The sequence below is a fragment of the Methylobacterium sp. 77 genome (assembly GCF_000372825.1).
In the GTDB taxonomy this organism is placed as follows: Bacteria; Pseudomonadota; Alphaproteobacteria; order Rhizobiales; family Beijerinckiaceae; genus Methylobacterium.
Window position 1 is genome coordinate 3,785,724 of record NZ_KB910516.1, and the last position, 15,861, is coordinate 3,801,584.

18 protein-coding genes are annotated in these 15,861 nt (G+C 67.8%); 11 read left to right on the forward strand and 7 right to left on the reverse strand.

Annotation, left to right across the window (positions count from 1 at the left end; translation table 11 throughout):
* The first annotated feature begins 92 nt into the window (after window positions 1-92).
* The 4 genes from A3OK_RS0118000 to A3OK_RS0118015 all read left to right on the forward strand — a co-directional run bounded on the left by A3OK_RS0118000 (window position 93) and on the right by A3OK_RS0118015 (window position 3,827).
* A complete protein-coding gene (locus A3OK_RS0118000) occupies window positions 93-1,235 on the forward strand; it encodes a homoserine O-acetyltransferase (RefSeq protein ID WP_026597395.1) in 1,143 nt (380 codons plus the stop codon).
* Between the two features lie 14 nt (window positions 1,236-1,249).
* Window positions 1,250-1,924, forward strand: coding sequence for a methionine biosynthesis protein MetW (metW, locus tag A3OK_RS0118005; protein ID WP_245259378.1), 675 nt, complete (start codon window positions 1,250-1,252; stop codon window positions 1,922-1,924).
* A gap of 126 nt (window positions 1,925-2,050) precedes the next feature.
* On the forward strand, window positions 2,051-3,343 hold the full coding sequence (locus A3OK_RS0118010; RefSeq protein WP_019906286.1) for an adenylate/guanylate cyclase domain-containing protein: 1,293 nt from the start codon (window positions 2,051-2,053) through the stop codon (window positions 3,341-3,343).
* Between the two features lie 223 nt (window positions 3,344-3,566).
* Window positions 3,567-3,827, forward strand: a complete 261-nt coding sequence (locus tag A3OK_RS0118015) for a hypothetical protein (RefSeq protein WP_019906287.1) — start codon at window positions 3,567-3,569, stop codon at window positions 3,825-3,827.
* A 183-nt stretch (window positions 3,828-4,010) separates the two neighbouring features.
* Here A3OK_RS0118015 and A3OK_RS0118025 read toward each other — a convergent pair whose 3' ends face one another.
* Window positions 4,011-4,874: a methyltransferase domain-containing protein gene (locus A3OK_RS0118025; RefSeq protein ID WP_019906289.1), complete on the reverse strand. Its 864-nt coding sequence runs from the start codon at window positions 4,872-4,874 to the stop codon at window positions 4,011-4,013.
* Window positions 4,875-4,961: 87 nt separating this feature from the next.
* Here A3OK_RS0118025 and A3OK_RS0118030 point away from each other — a divergent pair, with 87 nt between their 5' ends.
* From A3OK_RS0118030 to A3OK_RS0118050, 5 genes are all read left to right on the forward strand, one after another.
* Entirely contained in the window at window positions 4,962-6,008 is a 1,047-nt protein-coding gene (locus tag A3OK_RS0118030; protein WP_019906290.1) for an extensin family protein, read from the forward strand.
* Between the two features lie 128 nt (window positions 6,009-6,136).
* Window positions 6,137-6,604, forward strand: a complete 468-nt coding sequence (locus A3OK_RS0118035) for a hypothetical protein (RefSeq protein WP_026597396.1) — start codon at window positions 6,137-6,139, stop codon at window positions 6,602-6,604.
* On the forward strand, window positions 6,601-7,260 hold the full coding sequence (locus tag A3OK_RS0118040; protein ID WP_019906292.1) for a ribonuclease T2: 660 nt from the start codon (window positions 6,601-6,603) through the stop codon (window positions 7,258-7,260). Before A3OK_RS0118035 ends, A3OK_RS0118040 begins: the two co-directional genes overlap by 4 nt.
* Before the next feature lie 4 nt (window positions 7,261-7,264).
* Window positions 7,265-8,110, forward strand: coding sequence for a 23S rRNA (adenine(2030)-N(6))-methyltransferase RlmJ (gene rlmJ, locus A3OK_RS0118045; RefSeq protein WP_019906293.1), 846 nt, complete (start codon window positions 7,265-7,267; stop codon window positions 8,108-8,110).
* Between the two features lie 26 nt (window positions 8,111-8,136).
* Window positions 8,137-8,817 carry a hypothetical protein gene (locus A3OK_RS0118050; protein ID WP_036303135.1) on the forward strand — a complete coding sequence of 227 codons (681 nt, stop codon included), beginning with the start codon at window positions 8,137-8,139 and terminating at the stop codon, window positions 8,815-8,817.
* Window positions 8,818-8,829: 12 nt separating this feature from the next.
* Here the strand turns inward: A3OK_RS0118050 and A3OK_RS0118055 are convergent, their stop codons facing one another.
* Together A3OK_RS0118055 and A3OK_RS0118060 are read right to left on the reverse strand one after the other, a co-directional pair.
* Entirely contained in the window at window positions 8,830-9,117 is a 288-nt protein-coding gene (locus A3OK_RS0118055) for a hypothetical protein (protein WP_019906295.1), read from the reverse strand.
* 80 nt (window positions 9,118-9,197) lie between these two features.
* A complete protein-coding gene (locus A3OK_RS0118060; protein WP_019906296.1) occupies window positions 9,198-10,631 on the reverse strand; it encodes an FAD-linked oxidase C-terminal domain-containing protein in 1,434 nt (477 codons plus the stop codon).
* A 331-nt stretch (window positions 10,632-10,962) separates the two neighbouring features.
* On the opposite strand from A3OK_RS0118060, the gene A3OK_RS0118065 reads away from it, so the two are divergent.
* The gene (locus A3OK_RS0118065) at window positions 10,963-11,331 is read left to right on the forward strand and encodes a cytochrome c family protein (RefSeq protein WP_019906297.1); all 369 of its coding nucleotides are present in this window, start codon (window positions 10,963-10,965) and stop codon (window positions 11,329-11,331) included.
* Window positions 11,332-11,525: 194 nt separating this feature from the next.
* Here A3OK_RS0118065 and A3OK_RS0118070 read toward each other — a convergent pair whose 3' ends face one another.
* Entirely contained in the window at window positions 11,526-12,038 is a 513-nt protein-coding gene (locus A3OK_RS0118070) for a MarR family transcriptional regulator (RefSeq protein WP_051093042.1), read from the reverse strand.
* Between the two features lie 288 nt (window positions 12,039-12,326).
* Here A3OK_RS0118070 and A3OK_RS0118075 point away from each other — a divergent pair, with 288 nt between their 5' ends.
* Window positions 12,327-12,749: an organic hydroperoxide resistance protein gene (locus A3OK_RS0118075; protein ID WP_026597398.1), complete on the forward strand. Its 423-nt coding sequence runs from the start codon at window positions 12,327-12,329 to the stop codon at window positions 12,747-12,749.
* Between the two features lie 86 nt (window positions 12,750-12,835).
* Here the strand turns inward: A3OK_RS0118075 and A3OK_RS0118080 are convergent, their stop codons facing one another.
* The 3 genes from A3OK_RS0118080 to A3OK_RS0118090 form a co-directional block, all read right to left on the reverse strand.
* Window positions 12,836-13,270 carry an NfeD family protein gene (locus tag A3OK_RS0118080; protein WP_019906300.1) on the reverse strand — a complete coding sequence of 145 codons (435 nt, stop codon included), beginning with the start codon at window positions 13,268-13,270 and terminating at the stop codon, window positions 12,836-12,838.
* Entirely contained in the window at window positions 13,267-14,259 is a 993-nt protein-coding gene (locus tag A3OK_RS0118085) for an SPFH domain-containing protein (RefSeq protein WP_019906301.1), read from the reverse strand. The genes A3OK_RS0118080 and A3OK_RS0118085 overlap by 4 nt, the downstream gene beginning before the upstream one ends.
* A 118-nt stretch (window positions 14,260-14,377) precedes the next feature.
* Window positions 14,378-15,853: a hypothetical protein gene (locus A3OK_RS0118090; protein WP_019906302.1), complete on the reverse strand. Its 1,476-nt coding sequence runs from the start codon at window positions 15,851-15,853 to the stop codon at window positions 14,378-14,380.
* Window positions 15,854-15,861: the final 8 nt, after the last annotated feature.

Genomic DNA, 15,861 nt, shown 5'->3' on the forward strand with positions numbered 1-15,861 from the left:
CGGCGAATGACGCGCGAAGACGCCTGATGACCATGTCGCTCGATAGTCTCGCAAAACCCGACGACGGAGACCTCCGTCCGGATGGCATTCCGATGGATGCGCCGCCCTCCCTCGACCCGCGAAGCCCGGTGGCCGCGTTCGGCCCCGACGAGCCTCTCAGGATGGATGCCGGCGTCGACCTCGCGCCGTTCCAGATCGCCTACCAGACCGCCGGCACCCTCAATGCCGAGCGGTCCAATGCGGTGCTGATCTGTCATGCTCTCACCGGCGATCAGCATTTCGCCCACACCCATCCGGTGACGGGCAAGCGCGGCTGGTGGGAGACGCTGGTGGGACCGGGCAAGCCCGTCGACACCGATCGTTATTTCGTCATCTGTTCGAACGTGATCGGTTCCTGCATGGGCTCCACGGGTCCGGCCTCCGGGAATCCCGCCACCGGTCGACCCTACGGCCTCGACTTCCCGCTGGTGACGATCCGCGACATGGTCCGGGGGCAGGCCATGCTCCTCGACCGGCTCGGCATCCGCGACCTGTTCCTCTGCGTCGGCGGGTCGATGGGCGGCATGCAGGTGCTGCAATGGGCGGCGCTCTATCCGGAACGGGTCTTCGCCGCTCTCCCGATCGCCACGGGAGCCCGGCACTCGGCCCAGAACATCGCCTTCCACGAGGTCGGCCGCCAGGCGATCATGGCCGATCCGGCCTGGGCGGAGGGACGCTATCTCGAGGCCGGCACGCGGCCCGCCAAGGGCCTCGGCGTGGCGCGGATGGGCGCGCACATCACCTACCTTTCCGAGCCGGCTCTGCATCGCAAGTTCGGCCGCCGCTTCCAGGGCGGCTCGGCGCCGACCTTCTCGTTCAACGCCGATTTCCAGATCGAGAGCTACCTGCGGCACCAGGGCCTGAGCTTCGTCGAGCGGTTCGACGCCAACGCCTATCTCTACCTCACCCGCGCCATGGATTATTTCGACCTCGCCGCCGACCATGGCGGCGTGCTCGCCAATGCCTTCCGCAACACCGGGACGCGGTTCTGCGTGATGTCGTTCACCTCCGACTGGCTGTTCCCCACCGCCGATTCCCGCGCCATCGTGCACGCCCTGAACGCGGCCTCGGCGCCGGTCGCCTTCGTCGAGATCGAGAGCGACAAGGGGCACGACGCCTTCCTCCTCGATGAGCCGGTCATGTTCAACGCCGCCAAGGGTTTCATCGACGCCGCCGCCAGGGCCAGGGGCCTGTGAAGTCGGTGAGCCGCGTGGCTGCGGCACCCTGGAGCTCGATCGATACGCTGCCGCACAGCGACGGCGCCCGCGTCGACCATCTCGTGGTGCTCGGCCTCGTGTCGCCGGGCGCCCGCGTCCTCGATATCGGCTGCGGTGACGGGACGCTCCTGGCATTGCTGCGCGACCGGCGCGGCGTCGATGGGCGCGGCATCGAACTCTCGCGCGAAGGCGTCAACGCCTGCCTCGCCCGTGGACTTCCGGTGATCCAGGGTGATGCCGATACCGACCTCGCCAATTATCCCGACGACGCCTTCGACGTGGTGGTCCTGTCCCAGACCATCCAGGCGACGCGCAATCCGCGCATCGTGCTGGAGCATCTGCTGCGCATCGGGCGGCAGGTGGTGATCTCGTTCCCGAATTTCGGCCATTGGCGGGTGCGCTCGGAACTCGCCTTCCGCGGGCGGATGCCGGTGACCGAACTGATGCCGGAAGAGTGGTACGAGACCCAGAACATCCACCATTGCACCATCCGCGACTTCGTCGGCCTATGCCGGACCGTGGGCGCGCATATCGAGAAGGCCACCGCCCTCGATGCGCGTGGCCGGCCGATGCGGATCTCGATGCCGTGGTGGGTCTGGAACCTGATGGGCGCGCAAGGGGTGTTTCTCCTGCGCAGAGGCGACGGATCGTCGTCCGAGGCCGGCTAGGGCGATCCGGGCGCGAGCACCCTCTCCCATGAGGCCGGTATCCGGCATGCAGCAATCTCCACCGATGGCCCGGATGGTCGACATCCGGCATGAGGGGCGTCCGATGGCGCTGGGGGAGACAGTCTGTTGAGAAACGGCGATCGCGATCGGACCCGTGCGGACGGACTGCGTTCGCCGACGATCACGCATTTGCAGCAGGCATCGAGTGGCCGGACCTTCGCCCTGCACCTGCTCATCGTCCTGGTCCTGCTCGCCACCGCGCAGACCTATGACGGATCGATCCACGGCCTGGGGCACTGGATCGTGCTGTCGGCCTATGCCGTGGCCTCGATCGTCCTGATGCTGGTCGGCCTGCGAACGGCGCCCGACACGGGCATCCCTGCGGGCCCGGCCCAGGGGTGGCTCGGCTGGGGTTCGACCCTGCTGAATGCCAGCGTCGCGATCTATGTCCTCATCGAGCACATGTTCCTCGGGGCTGCGGATACCGAGGAGGCGGCCGCCGCGGCCAGCCGGCTTCCGGCCTTCCTGATCCTGCTGCAGACCGCGCTGACCATGCGCGTCTGGCACACTTTCGCGTTTGCCGGTCTCGTGACCGCGGGATGGGGCGGAGCGATCGTGTTCGTCTATCTGTCGCCCGAGAGCCATCATCTCGGGCCTCACGTGACCCTCGACGAGGAAGTACCGGGCCTTCTCACCTTCTTGGTCGCCAGCCTCGTGGTCCTCGACGGCATGCGGCGGCTGACCTGGGCGGTGGCGACGACGTTCCGGCTGGAGCGGGAGCGTCTGATGCTCACGCGCTTCGTCCCGGCCGCCGTCGCCGAGGATCTGGCGCAAGGCGGTGATCCGGGCGAGGTCCAGGAGCGGCATGCCTGCCTGTTCGCTCTCGATATCCGTGGATTCTCCGCGCTGACGCGGACCCGGCCGCCCCAGCAGGTGTTCGAAGTGCTGATGGAGATGCGCGCTCTGACGCACCGGGCCGTGACCGAACGCGGCGGCATCATCGACAAATATATCGGCGACGGGGTGCTGGCGCAGTTCCTCGTGGGGCCGCCCCAGGCGCAGGCGCGTGCGGCCCTCACCTGTGCCGAGGCCGTTCAGTTGCGGCTGACGGCCTTGAACCGGCGCCTCGCGAACAAGGCTCTGCCCACCCTGCGCGTGACCATCGCGCTGCATGCCGGGGACGTTCTCGTCGGCGTCTTCGACGACGGCCATCGCGCGGAATTCACCGTCCTCGGCCCGGCGATGAACACCCTCGCCCGGATCGAGGCACGCGCCAAGGCCGCGGATCTCCCGATCGCCATCTCGGAGGATTTCCGCGATCTCCTCGCCGGATCCGGAGCGAGCGGCCTGAACTGGATTCCGGCCGCGGTCGAAGATAGCGGTGCGTCGGGGCCTCGGCTGTATGCGGTCGCGTCCTGAAGCCGGCGCCGGAAAGGGCAACCACCCCTTCGGATAGAATCGGCGATGTATGACAACGAATTAGACTATCTCTTCGGATGCCATGGCCATCTCCGAGCTTTAATCCCGCGTGGTTCGTGCGGCGCGACACGTCAAGGATGAAACAAGCTTCCTATATTAGGTTCATACAGAGTGAAGCGGACCAAACATCTGGTCTGCACTGTAAAGGATCTCATAAAACGCCATGATGAATCGTATCGCCGCCGTCGCCACCGCTCTTGTCCTTGGCGCTGCTTCGATCTCTTCGGCCGCGGCGTTCGAGCGCCCCTCGCGCTACACCTCGTACTCGCCCTATGACGTCACGGAGACGGGCTCCCTCAATGAGGTTCGCCGCTCGCCCGCCTATCTCGGCTGCCCGATGAGCTCGGCCGCCGAAGGCAACGCCAACCAGCCGAGCTTCCCGGTCCAGCAGTACGGCCAGACCTCCGGCGGAAACCGCTGCTGATTCCCGGATCGGGAGCGGCGGATATGGTTCTGAAGGGCTTTTCCTACGCCATGATCGGCGCCTTCGCCGGTGGTCTGATCCTGACGATTCTCGGCTCGGCCGGCATGTTCCCAGGCTCCTAGGGCCGACCATTCCGCGACACGATGGCGGCAGCGGCGGGGCGAAAGCTCCGCCGTTCCTGCGTTACGGATTGCGTCGGATCTCCAGCACGGCGACCTCGTAGGTGATGGCCGATCCGCCTTCCTCGAAGCGCCGGATGATCGCCCGCAGCGCGCCGGGCGACAGGGTGCCGGCCGAGGCCGGCGTTCCGGCTCCGATGGTCCGGAGCGAATGAAGGAATGCCCGGCCATCGGCATGCCGCTCCACCACCGGCTCCAGGGACAGGCTGCTGGTACAGCCCTCGAACCGGAGGCGGGCGAGGGTATCCGCCGTCGGATAGGACGGCGTCGCGGGGCGATGGCCGGCGGCATGATGCGCCTCGTGCCATTCGCGGAAGGTTCCCGAAGCCAGGGTCGTCACCGCGAGAAATCCACCCGGCGCGAGCAGGCCGGCGAGACGGCCGAGGGCCGTTTCGAGATCCTCGAACCATTGTGCCGCGAGGCTGGAACAGATCAGGTCGAAGCCCGGCGACAGGCAGGGGCGCTCGCCGTCCATGACGAGAAACCTCGATCCGCCTCGCCCCCTCAGCCGCTCGCGAGCCCGCTGCACCATGGCGGGCGCGAGGTCCGAGGCGATCATGAGGCTCGGCGTCACATGAGCGAGAAGGGCCTGGGTGAGGAAACCGGTGCCGCAGCCAATCTCGAGAATGCGCGGCGCTTGCGGAAGCGGCCGGCCGATGATGCGCTGCGCCAGCCGTTCGGCCACGACCGCCTGGATGACGCCCGCGGCATCGTAGCCTTCGGCCCCGTCGAAGGCCCGGGCCACAGCCTGTTTCCAGGGACGCATCGGTGCCGTCTGCGGGGTCATGGTGCGGCTGCGATAGCCTGGGCCGGAGGCGCGCTCAAGCGTCGAGCCGGCGCCCGCGGTCGTGGCGGTCGGGCTTGCCATGAGATTCGTCCACACCTGTCCACAGGCGCGCCGATCGCTTTGCATCGTTGACGAACGCTTTACGGAAAGCCGCCCATTGTCCGGATCATGTGGCGTAGCGTACTCGCGTTTTCCGTTCTCGGGCTCATCGGCGCAGGCCTCACCGGCTGCGGGCGCAGTGCGTTCGAGAGCCGCGAGCCCTGGCGCGACCAAACCGAACAGGCCTGCAACGCCCGGCGGCTGGTGGAGGCCACCGAGTTCGTCACGCCGGTCAAGGAGATCAGCGGTCCCGGCGTCTGCGGCATGCTGCAGCCCTACCGGATCACCCGTCTCGGCAAGGGCTCCGTGGTTCTGAAACAGCGGATGACGCTGGCCTGCCCGGCCCTGGCCGAGGCCGAGGCCTGGCTCGCCGACACGATCCAGCCCGCCGCCAACCTGTATTTCGGGCAGCCGGTCGCCGAGATCAACGCGGGCTCCTATGCCTGCCGCGGCCGCAACAACCAGGCCGGCGCCAAGCTTTCCGAACACTCGTTCGGCAATGCCGTCGACATCATGTCGTTCAAGCTCGCCGACGGCTACGTCATCACCGTCAAGGGCGGATGGCGCGGCACCGAGGCCGAGCAGGGCTTCCTGCGCGAGGTCTTCATCGGGGCGTGCCAGCGCTTCTCGACGGTGCTCGCCCCCGGCTCCAACGTCTTCCACTACGACCACATCCACGTGGATCTCGCCCGGCACGATCCGCGCGGCCTGAAGCGCATCTGTCAGCCGCTGCTCAAGTTCACGCCGCAACTCGGCGCCGACGGCGTTCCCCGGCCCGTCTCGCGTCCGCGCCCGGTGGAGCGCCAGCCCGCCGCGCCGCAGGCTCCCGTCGACGTCGAGGAGGACGATCCCTACGGCGTGACGCCGATGTCCTCGAACCAGCGCCCGGCTCGGCCGAACCCTCAGGTCGCCCGCGCGCCCTCCCCCGCCCTCTCCGCTGCCGCCCCGTCCCCCCGCGCGCCCTCGGCCTATGCCTCCGCGCCGGTGCCCCGCTTCGCACCGCGCCCCCAGACCTCCCGTCTGGCGGCGGCGCCCGCTTATGACGAGCCGGCGCCGGGCTTCTCCGGCGAGCCGCTGTCCCTCGCCGCTCCGGGCCTCTCGGACCCGATCTACTGAGCGCCGGACTGTGTTCCGGCGGCCCCAGGCCGGAGCGAAAGCGACGCCGCGTTCTCCCTTGCGCTTGACACCGTCCGGCGAGACGCCATCGTCCCGGAATGAACGGACTCCAGCGAAAAGACGCCGGCATGCGCCCGAATTCCCTCGCCACCGCCCTGGCCCTCGGCCTCGTTCTCGCGGGGAGCCTGCAACCCGCCTTCGCCCGCTCGGGACGGGAGGAGATCACGCCCGCCGAGGAGCGCGAATTTCCCTTCGACGGCGACATTCCGGGATGCCAGGATTCCTCGGTGCTGGAGCAGATGTCGAGCCAGTTCGCCGAGAAGGAGGCGAAGTTCTGGAACTCGAGCCTCACCATCGTCGCCTATGACCGGATCGAGCGCACGGCCTGGCGCCCCTGGGGCCTCGACACCTATCCCCGCCGCTTCTGCAGCGCGGTGGCGACCACGTCGGACGGCATCAAGCGCAAGGTCGACTATTCGGTGCGCGAGGGTCTCGGCATCATCGGCGTGACCTGGGGCGTCGAGTTCTGCGTCCACGGCCTCGACCGCAACCTCGCCTATGCCTACGCCACGGCCTGCCGCGAAGCCCGTCCGTGAGACGGGCGTCGGCGCTCGCCGCACTGGCGCTGACCGCGCTTTCGGGAACGGCTCAGGCGCAAGGCTACGGCCGCGGCGGCACGCCCGGCGAGTTCGATTTCTACGTGCTGGCCCTGTCCTGGTCGCCGACCTATTGCGAGACGGCGGGACGCCGCGACGCCGACGGCCAGTGCCGGCCGGGGCGCGGCCTCGGCTTCGTCGTCCATGGGCTGTGGCCGCAATATACGCGGGGCTACCCGTCCGACTGCTCTTCCGTCGAGCGGTCTCCCACACGGCAGGCCATCGATGCGGCCGGCGAAGTCTACCCGAGCGAGGGGCTCGCCCGCTACGAGTGGCGCAAGCACGGCACCTGTTCCGGCCTCGACCCGATGGCGTATTTCAAGGCGGCCGCCCAGGCGCGCGAGGCGGTGACCATCCCGGCCGCCTTCGCCAAGCCCGATTCCGATACGCGCATCGCGCCGATCGACATCGCCCGCCAGTTCGTGGCCTCGAACAGGGGCCTGCGCCCCGATATGATGTCCGTCACCTGTATCAGGGGAGAGTTGCAGGAGGTGCGAATCTGCTTCACCAAGGACCTGCGCGGCTTTACGCCTTGTCCCGAAGTAGCGCGGCAGAATTGCCGCGCGGGCGAGATCGCCGTCGACGCGAGCCGGTGACCCCATGAACTACAGGCACGCTTTCCACGCCGGCAATTTCGCCGACGTGCTCAAGCACCTCGTGCTGACCCGCGTGCTCCATCATCTCCAGGCCAAGCCCACGGGCTTTCGCGCCATCGACACCCATGCGGGCCTCGGATTCTACGACCTGACCGGCGACGAGGCGGGTCGGACCGGCGAATGGCTGGATGGCTGGGGCCGTCTCGACACTCCCTTCCCCGACGAGGTGGAGGCGCTGTTCGCGCCCTACCGCGAAGCTGTCGCCGCCACCAAGGCGCGGCATGGTGCGGACATCTATCCCGGTTCGCCCGCGATCATCCGCGAGTTTTTGCGGCCCACCGATCAGGGCGTCTTCGTCGAGCTTCACCCGGCCGATGCCGACATCCTGCGCGAGCGCTACAACCAGGATCCCCGCACGAAGGTGATGCATCTCGACGGGTGGACCGCGCTCAATTCGCTGATCCCTCCGCCGGAGCGGCGCGGCGTCGTCCTGATCGACCCGCCCTATGAGGAACTCGGCGAGATCGACCGGCTCGGCGAGGCCCTGGCGAAGGCCGTGGCGAAATGGCCGACGGGAATCTATCTCGGCTGGTATCCGATCAAGGACGTGGACCTCATCGACCGCATGGTGGCGGAGCTCGACAAGTCCCTGTCCCGCCCTGCCCTGCGCATCGACCTGATGATCTCGGAGCCGTATCCGACCCGCCTCAACGGCAACGGCCTCATCGTCATCAACCCGCCCTGGCGCCTCGCCGACGAGGCGGCCCTGTTCCTCCCCGCCCTGGCGGAGCGGCTGGCGCGCGGCGATTACGGCGCGTTCCGCTGCGACGCGTTCGGCGTCGAGGCGTAGAACCCGTCGTGAAGGCCGCCTATCCCGTGAGCTCCGCGACCCCTGTCGCCAGCGCCGCCATTCCCGGCAGCGTCGAGACGATGCATCTCGTCCGCTACGACGACGCCTATTCGATCCTGGTCGGCACGGCCGAGTTGATGAACGACCGGCACCGCGATTCGGAGCGTGCCCTGGCCACGGTCACCTGCGCGCGGCTCGAGGAAAACACGACGCCGACCCTCCTCATCGGTGGCCTCGGCATGGGGTTCACCCTGCGTGCGGCCCTCGACGCCCTCGGGCCGCAGGCGCGGGTGGTCGTGGCGGAACTGATGCCGGCGGTGATCGCCTGGGCGCGCGGGCCCCTCACCCACCTCTTCGACGGAAGCCTCGACGATCCGCGCGTGACCCTGGTCGAAGCGGATGTGAACCGCCTCATCCAGTCCGGGTCGGCTCAGTTCGACGCCATCCTGCTCGACGTCGACAACGGCCCCAAGGGCCTGACGCGGCGTGAGAACGACCGTCTCTACGATACCTGGGGCTTGAAGCGGGCCCATTACGCCCTGCGGCCGGGCGGCATTCTCGCCGTGTGGTCGGGAGGGCCGGACCGCAGGTTCAAGGCACGGCTCCGGCGGTTCGGCTTCGATGTCGAGGAACTGCGCTATCCCGCCCATCCCGGCGGCCGCCGCCACGTCCTCTGGATCGCGGTGCGCACCGACATCCCGGGCTGAGACACGCCGGTTTCAGTAATTGTAGCTCCGACGCGGATAGGCCTGATTGGGTGCATAGCCGGCTCCGCGTTGCTGGACACGGGAGCCGTACTCGATCTCGCGCTGCTGCTTGGCGCGGCGGTTGGCGAGGTAACGGCCACCGATACAGCCGGCGACTGCGCCGACGACACCGCGCTCCGCGAGGTAATGCCCGGCGAGACCGCCGATGATCGCGCCCTTGATGCAGCCCTTGGCCTCGGCCGCTCCCGTGCTCGCCAGCGTCAGCAGTGCCAGGGCCGAGAGTGTCGCAACGATCCGCATGGTGTCCTCCACGATTGAGCGGGGAGGAAACACCGCCCTGGAGCGTGGCGTTCCAGCGGCGTCGCAAAAGCCGCCTTCGCTCAGGCCGCGACCCGGCCCTCCAGCGGGAACACCTTGGCGGGGTTCATCAGCCATTTCGGGTCGAACACGTTGCGGACCCGCATCTGCTGCTCGAGATCGGCCTGCGCGTACTGGAAGCGCATGAGCTCGCGCTTCTCGATGCCGACGCCGTGCTCACCGGTGAGGCAGCCGCCGACTTCGACGCAGAGCTTCAGGATCTCGTCGCCGGCGGCCTCCGCCTTCTGCAACTCGCCCGGCTTGTTGATGTCGAACAGGATGAGGGGATGCAGGTTGCCGTCGCCGGCATGGAAGACGTTGGCGACGCGAAGCCCCTTCTCCGCGCAGATCGCGCCGATGCGCTCCAGCACCAGCGGCAACTGCCCGGTGGGGATGGTGCCGTCCATGCAGATGTAGTCGGAGATGCGGCCCGTGGCGCCGAAGGCGGATTTGCGGCCCTTCCAGATCGCGGCGCTCTCGGCCTCGGAGGTCGAGACCCGGATGCTGGTGGGCCGGTAATCGCGGGCGATGGCCTCGATCCGGGCCAGCATCGCCGTGCATTCCGCGTCAGACCCCTCGACCTCGATGATCAGCATCGCCTCGGCGTCGCGCGGGTAACCGGCCTGGGCGAAATCCTCGGTGATCAGGATCGCCTCCCGGTCCATGTATTCCATGGCCACGGGGATGATGCCGGCGGCGATGATGGCGGCGGTGCAGGCGCCGGCATCCTCCACCGAGGAGAACCCGACCAGGGCCGGGCGTGCTCCCTCGGCCGCGCGCAGGATGCGCACCGTCGCCTCGGTGACGATGCCGAGCTGGCCCTCCGATCCGCAGATCAGGCCGAGGAGGTCGTAGCCTGCGCTGTCGAGGTGAGCGCCGCCGATCTCGGCCACGGTGCCGTCGTTCATCACCAGGGTGACGCCGAGCAGGTTGTTGGTGGTCACCCCGTATTTCAGGCAATGCGCGCCGCCGGAATTCATCGCGATATTGCCGGCGATGGTGCAGGCGAGCTGGCTCGACGGGTCCGGTGCGTAGAAGAACCCCTCGTGGCTGACGGCGCCCGAGATGGCGAGGTTGGTCAGGCCGGATTCGACGCGGGCGACGCGGTTCTCGAAATCCATGTCGATGACGCGGGTCATCTTGGCGACGCCGAGGATGATCGCGTCTTCCTGGGCGATCGCCCCGCCGGCGAGCGAGGTGCCGGCCCCGCGCGCCACCACGCGCACGCCATTGGCGTGGCAATAGGCCATGACGGCGGAGACCTCGGCCGTGGTCGAGGGCAGGACCACGGCGAGCGGCATCTTGCGATAGGCGGTGAGCCCGTCCGTCTCGAAGGCGCGGCGCTCGTCCTCGGTGACGATCAGCGCCTCCGCCGCCACCAGCGGGCGCAGGCCGGCGATGATGGAGTCGCGACGGGCGAGGATATCGGGATCGGGGATGGGAAAGGCGATCGACATGGGGCGGGCGCTCCTCGGTGTATCGATACGTCTTCAGCTGCCGCTCAGCTTGGCAGGACTAAAACTAAGCGGTGAGCCGTTCAAGAGTTTGGAATTGCGAGGTGGGAAGACGTCTAAACGAAAACCCGTTTCGGCGCATCCGTTCGTGATGTTTTGACCTTTTCCCAGGAGACAATACGCTCGCCCAGGAGAAAGATCGCCGCGTTGCGCTTTTTTTCGCCGAAGGGACCCTGAGAGAGTTTGGAACGTTCCCAGTCTCGATCTGTTCTAAAACCAAAAGCTCTGCCATAAGCTCGGTCGGCTCATGCCGACCAATGGAGGAAATAAAACGATGCGTCACCTCATCCTCGGCGCCGCGCTCGCGCTGATGCTCCCGATGTCCGCGCAGGCCCAGGAAGCCGGCGACGCCGCTGCCGGCGAGAAAGTCTTCTCCGCCTGCAAGGCGTGCCACAATTTCGAGAAGAACGGCGTCGGCCCGAGCCTCAAGGGCGTGTACGGCGAAAAGGCCGGCGAAGGCCATGACGGCTACAGCTTCTCTGCCGCGCTGAAGAATTCCGGAATCACCTGGGACGAGGCGAATCTGAAAGAGTGGCTGAAGGATCCCAAGGCCAAGGTGCCCGGCACCAAGATGGTCTATCCGGGTCTCAAGGACGACAAGAAGATCGCGGACGTCATCGCCTACCTCAAGTCGAAGTCCTGACGAGCCGGGACCGCAGCCGATAGAATCGGTTGCGGTTTCGAGCCTTCGTCGTCCAGCGATTTCCATCGAGGCCGTCCCTGTTCGCTCAGGGGCGGCCTTTTCTCGTCGCGCCGAACCACAGCCGGGTTCGATCCGAAGTGCCGGCCCCTCTCCAAGGGACTGATCGTCGGGATACCGTCCCTATCGGGACATCGTTATCTGGAGGCCGCGGCATCCGCCGTGGTGCTGGCCACGTTGTCGTGGAGTGCCCCGCGCAGCATCACCAGGGAATCGAGGAGGGCCTGGCGTGCATCGTCCGACATGCCGGTCAGAGCTCCGGCGAGGCCGGGGACGCAATCCATACGGCCCTCGAGCTCGCGCCCCTTGGGCGTCAGGAAGATGCTGACCTGACGTTCGTCGGCCCGGTCGCGGGCGCGACGGACATGACCTGACGTTTCCAGGCGCTTCAGCAGGGGCGTGAGCGTTCCGGAATCGAGGAACAGCCTGGTCCCGATCTCCTTCACCGTAAGCCCCTCATGATCCCATAGGACGAGGAGGACCAAATACTGGGGATAAGTGAGATCATGGGCCGCCAGAAGCGCGCGGTAGGCACGCCCGAAGGCGTGAGCCGCAGAATAGACCGCAAAGCAAAGCTGCCCGTCGACACCTTGGCCCGATGCCGGAACGTCGTCGACTGCCTTGGTCTGCGTGTTGCGCCGGCCCGCCATCGTTGCGGCCTCCTTCATGTCGGTCGGATACGGTGTCGAGCCCGACCCGACTACCCTATCTAGTTGATTATGCGGAATGGTCACCAGCATTCGTGGCTTTTCCGCATGATGGTTGCGCGCAATCTAATTCGATGCCATATGAGACATCGGTTGCGCGCAATTTATCTCTGATCCTCGGACGGACCGGTCGATCGATAGCATTCATCAGGCGGCGGACGGACAACCGTCTCGGTTCGTACGGACCATCCGACGTCGAGCCGCCCCTCCCCTCCCAGCAGAAAGACGACCATGAAAGCTCTCTATACCGCCCACGCCCACGCTACGGGAGGCCGTGAAGGTTCTGCCTCCACTGACGACAACGCAGTCAACGTCACCCTCGTGACGCCGAAGGAACTCGGCGGTGGCGGCGGCGACGGCACCAACCCCGAGCAGCTTTTCGCCACCGGCTATGCCGCCTGCTTCCTCGGTGCGATCAAATTCGTCGCCGGCAAGGACAAGGTGAAGATCCCGGAGGACGCCAAGGTCGAATCCACCGTCGGCATCGGCCCGCGCGACGATGGCGAGGGCTTCGGTCTCGTCGTCACCCTGAAGGCCACGCTGCCCGGCATCGAGCGGGACAAGGCCGAGGATCTGGTGAAGCGCGCCGACGTGGTGTGCCCCTATTCGCACGCCACCCGCGGCAACATCCAGGTCGATATCAGCGTCGCGTAGATCGCGCGCGAAAGCCGGAGGGGGCGATACCTCTCCGGCTCCTGCTGTGCGTGCCGCAACCGCCCGGCCGAGCCGATGCTCCGAGGTCAGGCTGCGGTCACGATGAGCGTCGTTCCCTCGATCCCGGTCACCCGGACGCGGGCGCCCGATGGAGCATCGGGGCCGGTGACACGCCAGAGCGTGTCGTTCACCCTGATCCGCCCGGACCCGTTCGCGATCGCGGCGTCGAGGTGAAATTCCTGGCCGATCAATCCGTGCGCGCCACGGTTGAGGCTGTTCGGATGCCCGGTCATCCGCTTCTGCGCCACGATGACGAGGCCGACCGAGAGGCCCGCGAAGAACAGGATCTGAGCCTGCCAGGGCATCGGGACGATGGCGATTTCGAGCCCCGTGACCATGGCGGCGGTGCCGAGCCAGACCAGGAATACGCCGGAGATGGCGAGCTCCGCCCCTATCAGGATCAGTCCGATCAGGATCCAGGTCCAGACCGGCCCCAAGGCCGTCACGATGTCGAGGATCACGCGGAGGTTCCTCCGCCCGGTCCGACCCTCGGTGGCAGGCCCGAACTCTTTCGTGGCTGCGCGGCGTTCTCGCCGAACACGCTGCGGGTGATCTCGGCGATGCCGCCCAGGGTGCCGGCGAGGGAGGCCGCTTCGATCGGCACGATCACCACCCGTTGGTTGGGTGCCGTGGCGAGCGCCTTGATCGCGTCCACGTATTTCTCGGCCACCAGGAAGTTCGCCGCCGCGAGATCGCCTTTCGAGATGGCCTCGCTGATGAGGCCCGTCGCGCGGGCCTCGGCCTCGGCGCTGCGCTCGCGGCCTTCCGCATCCCGGAAGGCGGCCTCGCGCCGACCCTCGGCTTCGAGGATGGCGGATTGCTTGCGGCCCTCGGCGCGCAGGATATCGGCCTGGCGATGTCCTTCGGCCTCCAGCACCGAGGCGCGCTTCTCGCGCTCGGCCTTCATCTGGCGCGCCATGGCGCCGGCGAGGTCGGCAGGCGGCAGGATGTCCTTGATCTCGATCCGGGTCATCTTGACCCCCCAGGGCGAAGAGGCCGCGTCCATCACATGGAGCAGCCGCTCGTTGATCTCGTCGCGGTGGGACAGCAGCTGATCGAGATCCATCGAGCCGACGACCGTGCGGATGTTGGTCATCGTCAGCGTCATCATCGCGGTCTCGAGATTCGAGATCTCATAGGACGCCTTGGCCGCGTCGAGCACCTGGTAGAACACCACCGCGTCGATCTTCACCCCCGCATTGTCGCGGGTGAAGGCCTCCTGGCTCGGCACCTCGATCACCTGCTCCATGACGTTCACGCGGCGGCCGATGCGCTCGACATACGGTGCGATCAGGCCGAGCCCGGATTCGAGGGTGCGCGAATACCGCCCGAACCGCTCCACCGTGTAGACGTGGCCCTGCGGGATGATGTTGATGCCGATGGCGAGGGTGACGACCACGAGGACGACGATCGCCACCGCCACCACGCTCAACCCGATCGAGAGATCCATCCATGCCCCCTGCCGCCGTTTCGCGACATTGACACCGCGCTGCGCTCTCCGCGCAAGCTCGGTCCCACTCCGAGGGGGCGTTTTGTAACCGTTCTTGCCGGTGCTTCCGGGCGATGCCTTATCGCGCCCACACTCCCAGGCGCTCCGTGCGGGCGCGGTCCTCGGCGGCGACGAGGTCGGGTGTCGCTTCCGAGGAGGCGCGGCCCCCGCCGTTGAACAGCACGACCTCCGAGAGGTCGCGGCCTTCCACCGCGCAGAGATAGGCCGCGCTTCCGGCGACCGGCTGGCAGGTCACCGGGCGCCCCGCGAGGTAGCGCGTCAGCTCCTCCGGCTGACCGCCTCGGACCCACTCCACTCCGAACAGGCGCACGAGCTTGCCGCCGACACGGAGGGTCGCGGTGTCGATCACCTCGGACTTGCCGGTGATGGCGTTGGACGGCTCCGGTGCCTTGGCGGGGCTCTCCTCGGCCGAGGGCGGACTCGGCTCCTCCGCGGGGATGCCGGGCGGCGTCGCGGGGGATACGGTCTCGCGCGGATTGGCCGGTGTGGATGGCTGGCCCTGAGCCTGCGGATTCGGGGCCTGCGGGTTCGCGGCTTGCTGGGACGAGGGGGCCGCCTGGACCGGATCGGGCACCTTCGCCGCTTGCCGAGAAGTCTCGGCATCCGGTGCGACGGCCGGCCTGTCGTCCCCGCCGCTATTGGCGAGGACAAGAACGATGACGAGCCCGCCGAGCAGGCCGGCAGCGGCGAGCGTGCTCGGCCGGGTCAGGACGCCGTGATCATCCGGGCGCAGGCGACGCAAACCCTCTCCGGCACGCGTGATCATGCCGGCCAGACGCGGCTCGCCAGCCGACGACGGGGCGTGAGGCCCGGACGAAGGCGGAACAGCGTCCTTGCTGCCCACGGTGGAGAGTCTCTCGCGGGCGATGCCGATCGTCTCCCGCGCCTTGTCGCCGAAGGAGGCACCGATGCGCAGGCCACGCTCGCGCAGGGTCGGCCCGGGGCTCGCGCTCCGCTCGGAGACCGGCCGATCGGCGAATTGAGCCCGGACGCCGCTCAGGGTTTCCGCCCAGGTGGCGGAGACCGTGGCGGCGGCAGCCCTCCCCCTCGCGGCCGAGCGGGACATCACCGAGCGCGCCAGCTCCGACTGCGTCTCGACGAACCGCGCCGTGGCCGCCTTGATCTCCTCCGACGCGGTCGGCTCGGGCGGTTGTTCGATGACGGGTTTTTGTGGGACCGGCAGGAAGAGCGCACCGTGGCGCTCACGCAATTCCGCGAACAGCTCGTCCAGGGTCAGGGGCCCGTTCTCGCCCTGGCGCGGGGCCCCATGACGGTCGACGATCCTGTGGAAAGGCGGGGCGGCGGTCGGTTCGACCACGGCCTCGGCAAGCAGTTGCAGCGTCCGCCGAGCCACGGGAAACGCGTCCTGGCGGCGAATTTCCGCCTCGATCAGCGCTCTCACCGATTCCCGTCCCTGTCGTGCAGCGAGGAGGGCCGGCGCCTCGACCTCGTCGGACGGCCCGCCTGCTGCAGGGTTTTTGCCGGCGGAGAGGTTTTTGCCTGCGGCGCGGTTCTTGGCTGCGGTCGATGTCATCGGTTCGG